At 49.3% G+C, this 15,048-nt stretch carries 17 protein-coding genes; 14 read left to right on the plus strand and 3 right to left on the minus strand.

Annotation, left to right across the window (positions count from 1 at the left end; genetic code table 11):
- The first annotated feature begins 43 nt into the window (after window positions 1-43).
- Window positions 44-874, plus strand: coding sequence for an NAD(P)H-hydrate dehydratase (locus SC79_RS10940; RefSeq protein WP_039075061.1), 831 nt, complete (start codon window positions 44-46; stop codon window positions 872-874).
- Window positions 875-900: 26 nt separating this feature from the next.
- Here the strand turns inward: SC79_RS10940 and SC79_RS10945 are convergent, their stop codons facing one another.
- Window positions 901-2,274 (minus strand): cytosine permease, encoded by a 1,374-nt coding sequence (locus SC79_RS10945; protein ID WP_039075062.1) that lies wholly within the window; start codon window positions 2,272-2,274, stop codon window positions 901-903.
- Window positions 2,275-2,485: 211 nt separating this feature from the next.
- Here SC79_RS10945 and sigY point away from each other — a divergent pair, with 211 nt between their 5' ends.
- The 6 genes from sigY to SC79_RS10975 are packed head-to-tail and all read left to right on the plus strand — an operon-like array spanning window position 2,486 to window position 5,390.
- A complete protein-coding gene (gene sigY / locus SC79_RS10950) occupies window positions 2,486-3,022 on the plus strand; it encodes an RNA polymerase sigma factor SigY (protein WP_039075063.1) in 537 nt (178 codons plus the stop codon).
- Window positions 3,015-3,332, plus strand: a complete 318-nt coding sequence (locus SC79_RS10955) for a YxlC family protein (RefSeq protein WP_039075064.1) — start codon at window positions 3,015-3,017, stop codon at window positions 3,330-3,332. Before sigY ends, SC79_RS10955 begins: the two co-directional genes overlap by 8 nt.
- Window positions 3,332-3,538: a sigma Y negative regulator YxlD gene (gene yxlD, locus SC79_RS10960; RefSeq protein WP_039075065.1), complete on the plus strand. Its 207-nt coding sequence runs from the start codon at window positions 3,332-3,334 to the stop codon at window positions 3,536-3,538. The genes SC79_RS10955 and yxlD overlap by 1 nt, the downstream gene beginning before the upstream one ends.
- Complete coding sequence (yxlE, locus tag SC79_RS10965; protein ID WP_039075066.1) at window positions 3,535-3,723, plus strand: sigma Y negative regulator YxlE; 189 nt, start codon at window positions 3,535-3,537, stop codon at window positions 3,721-3,723. The genes yxlD and yxlE overlap by 4 nt, the downstream gene beginning before the upstream one ends.
- A gap of 6 nt (window positions 3,724-3,729) precedes the next feature.
- Window positions 3,730-4,617 carry an ABC transporter ATP-binding protein gene (locus SC79_RS10970; RefSeq protein ID WP_039075067.1) on the plus strand — a complete coding sequence of 296 codons (888 nt, stop codon included), beginning with the start codon at window positions 3,730-3,732 and terminating at the stop codon, window positions 4,615-4,617.
- The gene (locus tag SC79_RS10975; RefSeq protein ID WP_039075068.1) at window positions 4,614-5,390 is read left to right on the plus strand and encodes an ABC transporter permease; all 777 of its coding nucleotides are present in this window, start codon (window positions 4,614-4,616) and stop codon (window positions 5,388-5,390) included. Before SC79_RS10970 ends, SC79_RS10975 begins: the two co-directional genes overlap by 4 nt.
- Here SC79_RS10975 and SC79_RS10980 read toward each other — a convergent pair.
- Together SC79_RS10980 and katX are read right to left on the minus strand one after the other, a co-directional pair.
- Complete coding sequence (locus SC79_RS10980; RefSeq protein WP_039075069.1) at window positions 5,387-6,589, minus strand: MFS transporter; 1,203 nt, start codon at window positions 6,587-6,589, stop codon at window positions 5,387-5,389. The two genes, SC79_RS10975 and SC79_RS10980, sit on opposite strands and share 4 nt — an antisense overlap.
- Before the next feature lie 100 nt (window positions 6,590-6,689).
- Window positions 6,690-8,333: a catalase KatX gene (gene katX / locus SC79_RS10985; RefSeq protein ID WP_039075070.1), complete on the minus strand. Its 1,644-nt coding sequence runs from the start codon at window positions 8,331-8,333 to the stop codon at window positions 6,690-6,692.
- Window positions 8,334-8,460: 127 nt separating this feature from the next.
- Here katX and SC79_RS10990 point away from each other — a divergent pair, with 127 nt between their 5' ends.
- From SC79_RS10990 to licH, 7 genes are all read left to right on the plus strand, one after another.
- A complete protein-coding gene (locus tag SC79_RS10990) occupies window positions 8,461-9,051 on the plus strand; it encodes a DNA-3-methyladenine glycosylase (protein ID WP_039075071.1) in 591 nt (196 codons plus the stop codon).
- 69 nt (window positions 9,052-9,120) lie between these two features.
- Entirely contained in the window at window positions 9,121-9,237 is a 117-nt protein-coding gene (locus tag SC79_RS21005) for a hypothetical protein (protein WP_100739930.1), read from the plus strand.
- Window positions 9,238-9,622: 385 nt separating this feature from the next.
- Entirely contained in the window at window positions 9,623-11,548 is a 1,926-nt protein-coding gene (gene licR / locus SC79_RS10995) for a transcriptional regulator LicR (RefSeq protein WP_039075072.1), read from the plus strand.
- Window positions 11,549-11,676: 128 nt separating this feature from the next.
- A complete protein-coding gene (licB, locus tag SC79_RS11000) occupies window positions 11,677-11,985 on the plus strand; it encodes a PTS lichenan transporter subunit IIB (protein ID WP_003218755.1) in 309 nt (102 codons plus the stop codon).
- Between the two features lie 15 nt (window positions 11,986-12,000).
- The gene (gene licC / locus SC79_RS11005) at window positions 12,001-13,359 is read left to right on the plus strand and encodes a PTS lichenan transporter subunit IIC (RefSeq protein WP_039075073.1); all 1,359 of its coding nucleotides are present in this window, start codon (window positions 12,001-12,003) and stop codon (window positions 13,357-13,359) included.
- Between the two features lie 18 nt (window positions 13,360-13,377).
- On the plus strand, window positions 13,378-13,710 hold the full coding sequence (licA, locus tag SC79_RS11010; RefSeq protein ID WP_039075074.1) for a PTS lichenan transporter subunit IIA: 333 nt from the start codon (window positions 13,378-13,380) through the stop codon (window positions 13,708-13,710).
- A complete protein-coding gene (gene licH, locus SC79_RS11015; RefSeq protein ID WP_039075075.1) occupies window positions 13,707-15,035 on the plus strand; it encodes a 6-phospho-beta-glucosidase LicH in 1,329 nt (442 codons plus the stop codon). Before licA ends, licH begins: the two co-directional genes overlap by 4 nt.
- Window positions 15,036-15,048: the final 13 nt, after the last annotated feature.

A 15,048-nucleotide genomic window follows, 5' to 3' on the forward strand; every position in this document is an offset into this window, starting at 1 on the left:
AGGTGCAGGAAAAATACGAAGAGAAAGCAGAGGAGGGATAGAGATGAAGATTCCATTTTGGACGGAGGAGCATGTGAGAGCCTCGCTTCCTGAAAGAGAGGCGGAGAGCCATAAAGGCACGTACGGTACCGCATTGCTTCTGGCGGGAAGCGACGCTATGCCGGGCGCAACGCTTCTGGCGGGGCTTGGGGCTATGCGGAGCGGTCTCGGAAAGCTTGTCATCGGCACGTCGGAAAGCGTGATCCCGCTGGTCGTTCCTGTTCTGCCCGAGGCGACCTATTGGCGTAATGGCTGGCAAAAAGCGGCGGACGCTCAGCTTGAAGAGACGTACCGGGCCATTGCCATCGGTCCGGGTCTTCCGCAAACCGAAAGCGTGCAGCAGGCAGTTGATCATGTGCTTGCGGCGGATTGCCCTGTTATTTTGGATGCCGGAGCGCTGGCCAAGCGCACGTATCCGAAACGGAAGGCGCCCACCATCCTCACGCCGCACCCGGGCGAGTTTTCCCGCATGACAGGGGTGCCTGTAAAAGAGCTGCAAAACAAAAGAGCGGAATATGCAAAGGAATGGGCGGCTCAGCTGCAGGCTGTCATTGTGTTAAAAGGAAATCAAACCATGATCGCGTTTCCCGATGGTGACTGCTGGTGCAATCAAACCGGAAACGGGGCGCTCGCCAAGGGCGGCACCGGTGACACGCTGACAGGTATGATATTGGGCATGCTCTGCTGTCATGAAAACCCGAAACATGCGATATTAAACGCGGTCTATTTGCACGGTGCGTGCGCCGAGCTCTGGACTGACGAGCACTCCGCCCATACCCTGCTCGCTCACGAGCTTTCGGATGTATTGCCTCGCGTGTGGAAACGGTTTGAATAAGGTAGTAGTAACATAAAAAGCTGTCTTCACAAGGAAGACAGCTTTTCTTGATAACCGGCTTGTTTTTTCAGACGCGGTTTCATCAATACATAATAAAGAACAGAAGGCACGACCAAGCCGACAATCCATGCGATGTCTCCGCCCCCAAACATTTTGGCCAGCGGCCCGATGTAAAAGGATGTATTGATAAACGGGATCTCTAGCAAGATGGAAAGAACAAACGCCATCGTCGTGATCCAATTGACCTTTCCATACGGCCCGTTTACATCGAACATGGCTTTGACTTGATAGTTTCCATGGCGGACGAAGTAGTAATCGACTAAATTGATTGCCGTCCATGGAATTAAGAAATAACTGATGAAAAAGATAAAATTCAAAAACAGCTCCATAAAATTACTTTGTCCGAGCAGGCTTAAGACTGTACCGACAAGCGTGACACCAAGGATCATGATGATTCTGACGTTGGGCGTGACTTTTAACTTCAGAAACGGCTCAAGCGTTGTTGTTGTGGACATGAAAGCCCCATACAGGTTAAAGACATTGATCGCCATTTGCCCGAATAACACGATGATCAGCATAATGAACGAGAAAGGGCCGAACAGTTGGACAATCTGGCTGCCTGAGTTTGTTGTAAAGTCAGGCAGTGCCGTCGTCAGTAAAGCGCCGAGCAGCATCATCCAGATGGAGCTGACAGATGTGCCTGCATAGCTGTACCAAAATGTTTGAGAAGCCGGTGTTTGAACTGGCAGATATCGTGAATAATCGGCAACATAAGGCGCGTATGCCAGCTGCCACGTCGCGACTGCGCTGACCGCAACCAAGAAAACAGGCAGATCAACCGCCCCGGGAATCCAGCTGCCTGCCGGGATCGGCAATTGAGAAATAAGAATCGTTGCAGCAAAAAATACAGCAAAAGAGGTCCAAGACAGGATTTTTTGCATTTTGTGAATCAAATCATGGCCGAAAATGGTGAGTAAAAAACATAAGGCGCTTAAGCCTATAATGCTCCATGATCCCGGGATGGGAACAAAGCTGCTTAAGGTTCCGGCCGCCAAAATCGTGCTGCTTGCGAAGAAACCAAGGTAGATAAACATGACTAAGAAGAGGGGAAGAATCGCTCCGATGACGCCGAATTGGGCACGGCTTTGAATCATTTGCGGGATGCCAAGCTGAGGGCCTTGCGCGGAATGAGACGCCATAAATATGGCACCGAGTAAGGTTCCGCAAATAATAGCGGCAACACTCCAAAACAGATTAAGTCCCATTGCCACGGGAAGAGTACCGGTCACTAACGTAGTGATATGCATATTAGCCCCAAACCATACGGGGAATAAATCTTTCGCTTTACCATGTCTTTCTTCATTTGGAATATGTTCAATCGTTCGCCTTTCTACTTTCAATGCATCGTCCTCCATATTTGGATGTTATTTTAAAATCGACATAAAGACATAGCTTAACAGACTATGAGGGGGTTTACAAATGCGGATATGCGGCCAATTGGCCGGGAAGCCTATCTGTCCATAGCTGAATAGAGTTGTAAAAAAAATGAACGGCTTTGAATCCGGTGTCGTCTCATAAGGCAGAAAAACAAAAAAGGGGGGATCGCTGCCATTGGATACACTTGAAGAACAGAAGCTGATTCAGCAGGCGAAAGAGGGGAACGACGAGGCGTTTACAGCCCTATTCCACTATCATTATTCTTTTTTATACAAATACTTGTTGAAGCTTTCCCTTCACCCTGATCTCAGCGAGGAACTTGTTCAGGAAACCTTTCTAAAAGGGTACATTCATTTAAAGAGCTTCCAAGGCCGTTCCAAATTCTCCACGTGGCTGATCTCTATTGCGTCGAGGCTCTACCTCGATCACCAGAAAAAGAGAAAAAGAGAATGGAAACGGAATCAGGCGGTTACAGAGGAAACAATACGCAAAATAAAGTGGGACATGTCAATGAAAGGATTTGAGTGGAGCGAGACGCTTGATCTCTTTTCCCGGCTTGACCCGAAGCTGCGCACGCCCGTTTTATTAAGGCACTATTACAGCTATACCTACGCCGAAATCGGGCTGATGCTGCAAATTAAAGAAGGCACGGTTAAGTCTAGGGTTCATAAAGGGCTCCAGCAAATCAGAAAGGAGTGGACTGATGAATAAAGAAAAGCGATCCGTTCATTTAAAATCGGAATTGCAGAAAATCGACCAATGCGCCAACGCGAATATACCGAGTCAAAAAGAGTTGCTTGATCAATTGGCACAAATGAAAGCCGAACGAAGAAAAAGCCTGCTGAAAGAAGTGATCTTATTTCTGTTCTGTGCGCTGGCGATGGTAAGCGCGGCGATGCTGGCATTTGATCAAATTCCCGTTGTTTTTGTCGTGCTTCAGGTCTGTGCGCTGGTTGTCCTGCCGATTTTGATTGCGGCCGAGAAAAAACGATACCTCGGCGAACGTGAGGTGAAGCGCTGATGTCCCAACCAGAAATGATCGTAGCGGTGGTTGCTTGTCTCATCCTTTTGGCACAGGGAATCTTTTTATTCATTGATGCGAAAAAACGGGATCGTCTGGCATGGGTCTGGGGAATTGTCGGGTTAATTCAAGCGCCGACGCCTCTGATTTGCTATTACTTTTTTGTGATAAGACCAGACCGGAAGAAAAGGGGGATAAAGAAATGAATATTTCTTGGGAAATGATTTTGCCGCTGATTGGATTGCAGGTTGTACTGGCTGTGTTCGCTCTTATCAGCTGTATAAAAGAAGAGCGGACAAACGGGCCAAAGTGGATGTGGGCAGCGGTCATTGTGTGTATCAATATTATCGGGCCGATTTTATTTTTTACCGTCGGCAGAAAGCAAAGGTGAGCAGGCATGCTGTCTATTGAGTCATTATGTAAATCGTACCGGCATCATGAAGCTGTAAAGGGTGTCAGTTTTCATGTGAATGAAAACGAGTGTGTCGCACTATTGGGACCAAATGGAGCCGGTAAAACCACAACGCTGCAAATGCTGGCCGGCATGCTTTCGGCAACCTCTGGAACCATCAAGCTGTTAGGGGAGAAAAAGCCTGATAGGCGTTTGATTGGGTACCTCCCGCAGTATCCCGCTTTTTATTCGTGGATGACCGCAAACGAATGTTTAACATTTGCCGGAAGACTGTCCGGTCTTTCGAAGAAAAAATGCCAAGAGGAAATCGGCGAGATGCTGCAATTTGTCGGCTTGCAGGAATCCGCGCACAAAAGAATCGGCGGTTATTCAGGCGGCATGAAGCAAAGACTCGGTCTGGCACAGGCGCTGCTTCATAAACCGAAGCTGTTGATCTTGGATGAACCGGTGTCTGCTCTTGATCCGTCAGGGCGGTTTGAGGTGCTGGATATGATGCGAGAGCTGAAGAAGCATATGGCTGTCCTGTTTTCCACACACGTTTTGCACGATGCGGAGCAGGTGTGTGATCAGGTGGTGATCATGAAAAACGGGGAGGTTTCCTGGAAAGGCGAGTTACAACAGTTGAAAAAACTGCATCAAACGAACGTTTTCACCCTTTCAGTGAAAGAGAATCTGAAGGGCTGGCTTGAAGATAAGCCTTACGTATCAGCAATTGTCTATATCAATCCGTCCCAAGCTGTTTTTGAGCTGCCTGGTATACATGCTGGGCGGGCATTGTTGAGTGATTGTATCCGGGCGGGATTGACCGTCACCCATTTCGAGCAGAAAACGGAGTCTCTTGAAGACGTCTATCTACAGGTGGTGCACGCATGAAAGTGTTGATGACGCTATTTCAAAAAGAATGGCTCGAGGGATGGAAAAGCGGCAAGCTGATCTGGCTGCCGATCGCGATGATGATCGTGGGGCTGACACAGCCGCTGACCATATATTATATGCCGGAAATCATCGCACACGGGGGAAACCTTCCCGACGGCATGAAAATCAGTTTTTCAATGCCTTCCGGACCTGAAGTGATGGTCAGCACGCTTTCTCAATTCAACACGCTTGGCATGGCTCTGGTCATCTTCAGCGTCATGGGCAGCGTGGCGAATGAAAGAAATCAAGGCGTCACGTCGCTGATCATGTCGCGGCCTGTTTCGGCCGTGCAGTATATCTTGAGCAAATGGTTTATCCAAAGCGTGATCGGTATCGCGTCGTTTGCCGCTGGATACGGGCTTGCCTATTATTATGTCCGGCTGCTGTTTGAGGACACATCCTTCAGCCGCTTTGCCGGAAGCCTTGGCCTTTATGCTCTTTGGATCATGTTTATGGTGACTGCCGGCCTTGCCGGAAGCACGATGTTTCGGTCTCTCGGAGCAGCCGCGGCTTCCGGAATCGGGCTAATAGCTGCCGTTTCCTTTGCGGCTTCGCTATTTCCCGAAGAAGCGAAGTGGCTTCCGGCTGCGCTTTGCAAGCAGGCGGAGCATATCCTTCTTCATGGAGAGCGGGCGGATTTTTTCGGATGGTCGCTTACATGTTCCTCTTTGTGCATCGTGCTTCTGGCCATGTTTTCAGTGTGGCGCTTTCGGCGGTATGAAAGCTATTAATTGCTCATGCCACGCTTTTGCGCGAGCATCACAAGAAAGGCGGCAAATGCCAGCGCCCCGGCTCCATAAAAAACTCCCGCAAGCCCGAAAAGCTGTGCGATTTTTCCGGCGAGAAGGGGTCCGAGGAAGATGCCCAACGCATAAAACGATTGATAAAATCCCATGGCCGACATTTTTAAACGGGCCGAACTGATATCGACGACCCGGCTGAGCAGCAGAGGAAACACGAAACCGAGCGCCAGCCCAATGCAGGCGTGCGTAATGCAAACCGTGAACAATGTAGCTGAAAACGGAACGAATAGCAAACAGGCTCCGGTCACAGCAAAACTTGAGAGCAGCACGGAGTAAGCGGTTCGGCTTGTCATGCGCAGAAATACAATGCTTAATGTGGCGGCTGCGTGAGGGAGGAAAAAGGCGCTCATCACCCAAAGCAGCTCCGCGTCACCCATTCCAAGCTGTTGAATGTAAAGCGGTGTAAAACCAAACACGGTCATAAATAACACCGCGTGGGCGGTCATAGACAGGATGGTGAAAAACTTGAGCTTCGGCAGCCGCAATGTGTCTTTGATGGATTGCGGCACACGGATTGTGTCGCGATTCGCTGGAGCGGCTGAAGGGTCTTTGATAAAGCAGCAGATCACCAAGCCGATGGCCGAGGCCGCCAGCGCCATCCAAAACGGAACATGCCTGCCTAAGCGGGCTGCCGCAAGCCCGCAGAACACAATGCTGGCAAACTGAGGCATGACAGTGAAAAACTGCATCATGCCCATTGCTTTTGAAGCGTTTTCACTGTTGACATACTGCGCGTATAAAATGGTCGCCATGACCCACATAGAGGCGGTGATTCCCGCAAACAACCGTGCGGCCAGCACGAAGAAGAAAGAATCAAACAGCAGAAAAAGCAGGCTGCTGAGGACGGAAAAACCAAATCCGCAGATTAACAATTGCTTGCGTATAGAAAACAGGATGTCTGACAGCAAGCCGAGCGGAAATCGAAGAAGGATTTGCGTCACCCCGTAGCTGCCGAGAATGATGCCGATGGCACCGTATGAAAAGTGCAGGTCCTCCAAATACAGGCTGAAAACAGGCACGTAAATATAGCTCGAAAACCAAAAGCAAAATACCATGCATAAAAAAACGGCGTGGTCTAAAGCGCCGATTGTTTTTTTCTGAGACATCATGTCCTGCTGTAATTCCATCTTTCCTCTCCACCCTTTTCTTCCAGTACAACACAAATGCTGAAAGTGTTTCAATAGAAAATAAAAAAACAGGACCTAAAAAAAGTCCTGTACGCTATGTTTAATACGGATCAGACGGATGGCTCTCCTGTTCAGCCTGCATGGCAGCCTGCTTAGTCTCTGTTGTGCCGATCGGTCCGTTGCTGTTGTTTTCTGAGACTTTTTTCAGCCCTTCCGCCACACGTTTTCCGTAGTCGGGATCAGCTTTTGTGAAATTTTCAATCATCTGATCCTGAATTTCTTTTCGGCATGTGGAAAGGGTATTGACCAGATTCGTGATCAATTCGTTCCGTTCAAATTCAGAAAATCTCCGATAGGTCTCTCCAGCCTGCCCGAAGTTGTTCGTTCTGTCGATCGCTTCACGCTTCACATCACCTTCGACATGCGGCGTATGATCTTTGCCATCCTGCTTCGCTTCCGTCAGTCCGCCCATAATGGATGGCTCATAGTTGACGTGCGGGTTTTGGCCTTCTGCTCTATCGGTCCGGTATAGCATTTGCCCGCCTTCCTGGTTGGTGGCGACATGCTTTTTCGGCGAGTTAATCGGAAGCTGCAGGTAATTTGCGCCTACACGGTAGCGCTGCGTATCAGAGTAGGAAAACGTCCGCCCCTGAAGTAATTTATCATCTGAGAAATCAAGCCCGTCAACAAGCACTCCCGTTCCGAATGATGCTTGTTCCACTTCCGCATGGTAGTTTTCAGGGTTTTTGTTCAGAACGAGTTTGCCGATCGGCTTCCATGGGAAATCGTCTTTATACCACAGCTTTGTCGGATCAAGCGGATCAAAGTCCAGTTCAGGATGCTCATCGTCGCTCATGATTTGGGCATAGACTTCCCATTCTGGATAATCGCCATTTTCAATCGCTTCATACAAATCCTGTGTTGCATGGTTAAAATTCTTCCCTTGAATCTCTTCCGCTTCCTTTTGTGTCAGGTTGCGGATGCCCTGCTTTGGCTCGAAATGATATTTCACGAGAACGGCCTTGCCCTCCTCATTCACCCATTTATAGGCGTGTACGCCCGAACCCTGCATTTGCCGGTAGTTGGCCGGAATGCCCCAAGGCGAAAATAAAAAAGTGATCATATGTGTCGCTTCAGGAGACTGAGAAATGAAATCGAAAATACGTTCACCATCTTGGATGTTGGTCACTGGATCAGGCTGAAATGCGTGTACAAGATCCGGGAATTTCAGCGGGTCACGGATAAAAAAGATTTTCAGGTTGTTCCCGACCAAATCCCAGTTTCCGTCTTCGGTATAAAGCTTAACGGCAAAACCGCGCGGGTCTCTCAATGTTTCAGGTGAGTGTTTGCCGTGATTCACCGTAGAAAAACGGACAAATGCCGGCGTTTGCTTGCCTTTTTCCTGAAAGAGCCGGGCCCTGGTGTACTTTGAGATCGGCTCGTCTCCAAAGGTTCCATAAGCTTCAAAATACCCGTGTGCCCCCGCCCCTCTGGCGTGGACAACCCGCTCCGGAATGCGTTCCCTGTCAAAGTGGCTGATTTTTTCGAGAAAATCGTAGTTCTCAAGCGTTGTAGGCCCTCTGTTCCCGACCGTCCTCACATTTTGGTTGTCAGTGACAGGGTGCCCCTGCCTGTTCGTCAAAGTATCCTCTGACTCGTTTTTCCCGGATGTCTTATGAGAAAGCGCATCCTCGCTGCTTTGGGCATTTGTTCCGTGATGCTTGTTTTGATGATCATCTTTCATTGGTTGACCCTCCTTTTTTGAACGGTATCAATATTCCCTGAATGGAAAGATTTTAAAACAGCTTTTTTTTTCAGCGGGTTCGGGAATGGTACAATGTACAAAAATCGGTAAAAGGAGAGGTCGCTTTGTGACGAGAGAAAGACATCCGCTGCCCATCACGTTTTACCAAAAAAACGCCCTTGAGCTTGCCCCGGCGCTTCTCGGCTGCCTTCTGGTCAAAGAAACAGACGAAGGCACAGCGTCAGGCTATATCGTGGAAACAGAAGCCTATATGGGGGCTGAAGACAGAGCGGCCCACAGCTTTAACAATCGCCGGACGAAGCGGACTGAAATTATGTTTGCGGATGCTGGGCGCGTGTATACATACGTCATGCATACCCATACGTTGCTGAATGTCGTCGCCGCAGAAGCAGATATCCCGCAAGCGGTATTAATCAGGGCGATTGAGCCCCATGAAGGCCAGCTGTTAATGGAGGAAAGGAGGCCGGGCCGTCGTCCGAGGGAATGGACAAACGGACCCGGAAAGCTGACCAAGGCGCTTGGCGTTACGATGAATGACTATGGACGCTGGATCACGGAACAGCCGCTTTACATCGAAAGCGGGTATACACCGGAGGACATTTCAACGGGCCCGCGCATCGGCATTGACAACAGTGGAGAGGCGCGGGATTATCCGTGGCGTTTCTGGGTGACGGGAAACAGGTACGTGTCGCGTTAGCATGTTTATGCAAAAGGCAATCAGGGGAATGGTGAGAAAAAAGAAGGGGGAATCGGAGCGTTGAAAAAGATGATCAAAACCGTTATCAAATGGGCGCCGGTCGTTTACCCGATTGTTCGGAAAATCATGAAGGATCGCAAGGCGTCTAAACAAAAGAACACGTCCTCATCCCGAAAAGCCGGCTGAACCCGGCTTTTCAGCATATCAGCAACCCCTTGCATTCGTGATAAAACTCCAAGTGGGGAACGGCTGCTACATTCTCGGGGCGTCCTGCCTATACGCCGCCGCCACTTCGTTTGAAAGTCCGCTCCCAATGTTTGCCCGCCCTAGACTTCAAGGGTTTTTAATCATGCGGAAAAGCCTAACACGTGAACGTGTTAGGCTTTTGTCAGCAATCTGATAGCCGGCTGAACCCGTCTGTTTTTTTATGGGTCCGTTTTCCCTCGTGCCCTCCCGATGTTCATTGACTTGCCATTCTCACCATTATAGAATTTATGTACATTTCATTCCTTCACCATCCTTTCTGCCTATTCACTTTATTCCCGCATCTACTTGATAGGAGGTTTTTCTCATGATTCATGGGCGACTTCGTGAAATTCTGCGCTTGCTGATGGCGGCTGAAGCCCCGGTGACGAGCTCGTTTTTTGCCGCGCAACTAAACGTAACGACGCGGACGGTCCGCAATGATATAAAGGAATTGCAAAGCGTGCTGAGCGGCCATGGCGCCTTAATCCACTCGGCCAGAGGCTCCGGCTACAAGCTCCGCATTCATGACGAGCAGATATTCAGAACCCTGCTGCAAGATGTGCTTCAGCAAAAAAAGGGCCTGCCGGTGTTGCCGGAGGAGAGAATGGCCTATCTTATGAAACGGCTGCTGCTGGCGGAGCATTATCTCAAGCTAGATGAACTGGCTGAAGAACTATTTATCTCAAAATCTACACTCCAAACGGATTTAAAAGAAGTAAAGAAACGGCTTCTGCCTTACCGCATCGTTATGGAAACCCGTCCGAATTACGGCTTCAAACTGCGCGGGGACGAGGTGCAAATGCGGTACTGTATGGCCGAGTACATTGTTGATGAAAGAGAAACGGAGATTGATGTTCTGAATGAAAAGGCTGATATTTTGCCAAAAGAAGAAATTGAGATCATCCGGTCCGCTATCCTGAAAAAAATGAAAAGCGACCGTATTCCTCTCTCTAACTTGGGGCTGAACAATCTCATCATCCATATCGCCATCGCCTGTAAACGGATCAGGACGGAAAACTATGTTTCTTTTTTTCAGGATGATATGGATCATATCTTGCATCAAAAAGAATATCAGGCTGCCGAAGCCATTATAAAAGAGCTGGAATCAGCTCTCGCCGTTACATTTCCGCTAGACGAGGCGGCCTATATCGCCATGCACCTCCTCGGCACAAAACGAATGACGCTGCCGCAATGCGGGGAGGAGACAACATCAATAGACGAAGAAACCGATCAGCTGACTTTTGCTATGATCAAAGCCGTTGATCGAGAACTGAAGCTTGGCATTCTGCATGACAGAGAGCTGAAAATCGGCTTGGCGCTGCATGTGAAGCCGGCGATCAGCCGCAACCGATACGGCATGAATCTTCGAAATCCGATGCTGGCAGCGATCAAGGAACATTATCCGCTCGCTTTTGAAGCCGGAATCATTGCGGGGATGGTCATAAAGGAACAGACGGGCATCGATATTCATGAAAATGAAATTGGATATCTGGCTCTCCATTTTGGTGCCGCGATTGAACGGAAAAAAACAGAGGTCCCGCCGAAACGCTGTATTATTGTGTGCGCATCTGGCGCGGGAAGCGCCCAGCTGCTGCGAGAAAAACTCCGCTCCCATTTCGGAAGGCGGCTCGATATTCTTGGAACCGCTGAGTATTACAGTCTTGACCAAATGTCCTATGACTCCATTGATGTAGTCATCAGCACCATTCCGATCAAAAAAGAGCTCCCTGTACCAGTGCTAAAGGTCAACACACTCTTGGGCGGAACCGACTTTACAAAAATCGAATCCATTCTGAGCGATGAAAAAGAAAAAGCGGTCCGCTACCTAAAAAAAGAACTCGTTTTTTTTCAGAAGGATCTGCGCTCAAAAGAAGAAGTGATTCAATTTTTAGGGCAGAAAGCGGTTGATTGCGGCTACGCCAATGAAGAAATCATAGATTCCATTTTTGAAAGAGAAGACATGTCGCCAACGTGTTTTGGCAATCTTGTCGCCATCCCGCACCCGCTCGTTCCGCAGACAAAAACGACGTTTTGGGCCGTTTGCACGCTCGAAAAGCCGATAGATTGGGAGGACCATCGTGTTCAATTCGTCTGTCTGCTTTGTGTTGAAAAGGAGAACAAAGCGGATTTGCAAAGCATGTATAGATTGCTCGGCAGCATCTTGGATGACCCGGCGGCGGTGAACCAGCTGATCAAATGCCGTTCGTATCAAGAGCTGTCAGATGTGTTTGACAAAAAAATGCCGAGCTGACAGCCTGTATATACCTTTTTTCCGTTTCCTGCGGAAAAACCTTGAGTGTTTATGAAAGCGATTTCATAATATGATGATACCAACAGCAGGACTAAACAAAATTGATCAAACTCTAGGGGGTCTTTTATATGAATATATTACTCGTTTGTGCAGCAGGAATGTCTACCAGCTTACTGGTAAGCAAGATGGAAAAAAGTGCGCAGGAACAAGGAAAAGACTATACCATTTGGGCAGTTTCAGGCGATTCTGTACAGAATCATATCGATAAAGCGGATGTACTGCTTCTCGGCCCGCAAGTCCGTTACATGCTTCCGCAGCTGAAAAAATTAGGAGAGTCAAAGGGGGTTCCGGTAGACGTCATTAATACCGTCCATTATGGCACGTGCAACGGGGCGGAAGTGCTGAAATCAGCTGAGCAGCTTGGACATGTGTCATAGAGAGGGGCGGGCTATGTGAATAAAGTCAATCAGATCTTAGAAGAAAAGGTCATGCCTATAGCGGGAAGAATTGCGGGACAACGTCATTTGCAGGCGCTGCGTGACGGTATCATCCTCACAATGCCGCTGATTATCATCGGTTCCTTTTTTCTCATCATCGGCAACCTCCCGATCCCGGGATACGCTGATTTTATGGCAAAAACGTTTGGCAGCTCCTGGTCTGAAAAACTGGCCTATCCAGTCGACGCGACCTTTGAAATTATGGGGCTTGTCGCCGCGTTCGGCATCGCCTATCGGCTCGCCGAGAAATACGGCGTTGACGCCCTGTCAGCCGGAGCCATCTCACTAGCGGCATTTCTGTTGGCGACACCTTATCAAGTGCCGTTTATACCGGACGGTACGACGAAAGAAATCATGGTCGGCGGCGGAATTCCGCTCACGCTGATGGGGAGCAAAGGCCTGTTTGTCGCCATGATTATCGCGATGGTGTCGACAGAGATTTACCGCCTCATTATCCAGCGCAATTTGGTCTTCAAAATGCCGGATGGCGTTCCGCCGGCTGTCAGCAAGTCATTTGTCGCGTTAATTCCCGGCTTTGCCGTCATCTTCCTGATTTGGGCGGCCCGTCTGATTGTTGAAGCGACACCGTTTGAAAGCCTTCATAATATTGTAAGCGTTTTACTTGGAACGCCGCTTTCTATTCTTGGCGGAAGCCTCGGGGGAAGTCTTGTAGCAGAATCTGTCAAAATGCTTCTATGGGCCTGCGGCCTTCACGGCGCTAACATTGTCGGAGGCGTCATGGCACCGATTTGGTACGGCGCCATGGATGCCAACAGGATTGCCTTCCAAGCCGGTGAGGCATTGCCAAACATTTTCACCCAGCAATTTTTCGAAATCTGGGTCAATATCGGCGGAAGCGGAGCCACTTTGGCACTGGTTGTCACGATGTTCCTGCGCGCTCGAAGCAAACAAATGAAACAGCTCGGCAAGCTTGCGATCGGACCGGCCATCTTTAATATCAACGAACCGATTATTTTCGGAATGCCGATCGTCATGAACCCGATGCTCTTGCTTCCGTTTATCATCACGCCGCTTGTCACGCTGACACTCACCTACATCGGAATGAGCACCGGCCTTGTCGCCAAACCGGCGGGAATCGCAGTGCCGTGGACCATGCCGCCGATCTTTTCAGGGTACTTGGCGACAGGGGGGAAAGTCTCAGGCGCGGTCATGCAAGCCATTAATATCGTTGTATCCTTTGTTGTCTACTATCCGTTTTTCAGAATGTGGGATAAGCAGAAGCTGAAAGAAGAAACCGATCTGGAGCTAACTCAAAAGCCGGCCATATTAGATGACAAAGAAGCGGCTCTCTAGAGAAAGGAAGTGAATCGCGTGAATGAGAAAATGGAGCACATTATTTTTCAAATCATCCTTCACGGAGGAAACGGAAGAAGCTCCGCAATGGAGGCCATTGCCGCTGCGAAAAGCGGTGACGCAGAAGAAGCGCGGAACAAGCTTCAAGAAGCCGCGGAGGAATTGTCAAAAGCCCACCACTATCAGACAGAGCTGATCCAAAGTGAAGCGGGTGGAGAAAAAACGGAAATGACGCTTCTAATGGTTCATGCACAGGATCATTTAATGAATGCGATGACAGTGAAGGATATGGCGGCGGAAATCATTGCGTTATATGAAAAGATTACCGAGCAAAGGGGAGCAAGCATATGACAAAAGGATTGAAGATTGTAACGATTGGCGGAGGTTCAAGCTACACGCCCGAGCTCGTGGAAGGGTTGATTAAACGGTATGATGAGCTGCCTGTTCGTGAATTATGGCTCGTCGATATCCCGGAGGGCGAAGAAAAGCTCAATATTGTCGGCACGCTCGCCAAACGGATGGTTGAAAAAGCCGGTGTCCCGATCGACATTCATCTGACGCTCGACCGGAGACAAGCGCTGAAAGACGCAGACTTTGTCACGACTCAATTCCGCGTCGGACTTCTGCAGGCAAGAGCCAAGGATGAGCGCATCCCATTAAAATACGGCGTCATCGGCCAGGAAACGAACGGCCCGGGAGGCTTGTTTAAAGGGTTGCGCACGATTCCGGTCATCCTTGAAATCGCAAAGGACATGGAAGAGCTTTGCCCGAACGCATGGCTCGTTAACTTCACAAACCCGGCCGGCATGGTGACAGAAGCACTGCTTCGCTACTCTAACCTGAAGAAAGTCGTCGGTCTCTGTAACGTTCCAATTGGCATCAAAATGGGCGTGGCCAAAGCGCTTGACGTAGATGTGAACCGCGTAGACGTCCAATTCGCCGGACTGAATCATATGGTGTTCGGGCTTGATGTTTTTCTGGACGGCGTCAGTGTGAAGGATCAAGTCATCGAAGCGATGGGGGACCCGAAAAACGCGATGACAATGAAAAACATCGCAGGCGCAGAATGGGAGCCGGAATTTTTAAAAGCGCTCAATATCATCCCTTGCGGCTACCATCGTTACTACTTCAAAACAAAAGAAATGCTGGAGCACGAACTGGAAGCATCACAAACGGAAGGCACCCGCGCTGAAGTTGTGCAGAAGGTTGAAAAAGAACTGTTCGACCTTTATAAAGACCCGAATCTCGCGATCAAACCGCCGCAGCTGGAAAAACGGGGCGGTGCTTATTACAGCGATGCCGCGTGTAATTTAATCAGCTCCATTTACAATGATAAACACGACATTCAGCCGGTGAACACGATGAATAACGGGGCAATCGCGAGTATCCCAGACGATTCCGCGGTGGAAGTGAACTGCGTAATGACGAAAAACGGCCCTCAGCCAATTGCTGTCGGCGACTTGCCGGTATCTGTCAGGGGCCTCGTCCAGCAAATCAAATCCTTTGAGCGTGTCGCGGCAGAAGCGGCGGTTACAGGCGATTATCAAACAGCGCTCCTCGCCATGACGATTAACCCGCTCGTTCCGTCCGACACAGTGGCAAAAGAGATTTTAGACGACATGCTGGAGGCGCACAAAGCGTACCTGCAGCAGTTCTTTAACAAAATTGAAGCGTAAAAAAAGCCGGCCT

It is taken from the genome of Bacillus sp. MSP13 (assembly GCF_000815295.1).
In the GTDB taxonomy this organism is placed as follows: Bacteria; Bacillota; Bacilli; order Bacillales; family Bacillaceae; genus Bacillus; species Bacillus vallismortis.

Bases quoted from the DNA above. Each gene is read 5' to 3' on its own strand.
- SC79_RS21005 (WP_100739930.1), top strand. From the start codon at position 9,121: ATGATCAAAACCGTTATCAAATGGGCGCCGGTCGTTTACCCGATTGTT.
- licB (WP_003218755.1), top strand. From the start codon at position 11,677: ATGAATATATTACTCGTTTGTGCAGCAGGAATGTCTACCAGCTTACTG.
- SC79_RS10980 (WP_039075069.1), bottom strand. From the start codon at position 6,589: ATGGAATTACAGCAGGACATGATGTCTCAGAAAAAAACAATCGGCGCT.
- yxlD (WP_039075065.1), top strand. From the start codon at position 3,332: ATGTCCCAACCAGAAATGATCGTAGCGGTGGTTGCTTGTCTCATCCTT.
- SC79_RS10975 (WP_039075068.1), top strand. From the start codon at position 4,614: ATGAAAGTGTTGATGACGCTATTTCAAAAAGAATGGCTCGAGGGATGG.
- yxlE (WP_039075066.1), top strand. From the start codon at position 3,535: ATGAATATTTCTTGGGAAATGATTTTGCCGCTGATTGGATTGCAGGTT.
- SC79_RS10955 (WP_039075064.1), top strand. From the start codon at position 3,015: ATGAATAAAGAAAAGCGATCCGTTCATTTAAAATCGGAATTGCAGAAA.
- katX (WP_039075070.1), bottom strand. From the start codon at position 8,333: ATGAAAGATGATCATCAAAACAAGCATCACGGAACAAATGCCCAAAGC.
- licH (WP_039075075.1), top strand. From the start codon at position 13,707: ATGACAAAAGGATTGAAGATTGTAACGATTGGCGGAGGTTCAAGCTAC.
- SC79_RS10970 (WP_039075067.1), top strand. From the start codon at position 3,730: ATGCTGTCTATTGAGTCATTATGTAAATCGTACCGGCATCATGAAGCT.
- licR (WP_039075072.1), top strand. From the start codon at position 9,623: ATGATTCATGGGCGACTTCGTGAAATTCTGCGCTTGCTGATGGCGGCT.
- SC79_RS10940 (WP_039075061.1), top strand. From the start codon at position 44: ATGAAGATTCCATTTTGGACGGAGGAGCATGTGAGAGCCTCGCTTCCT.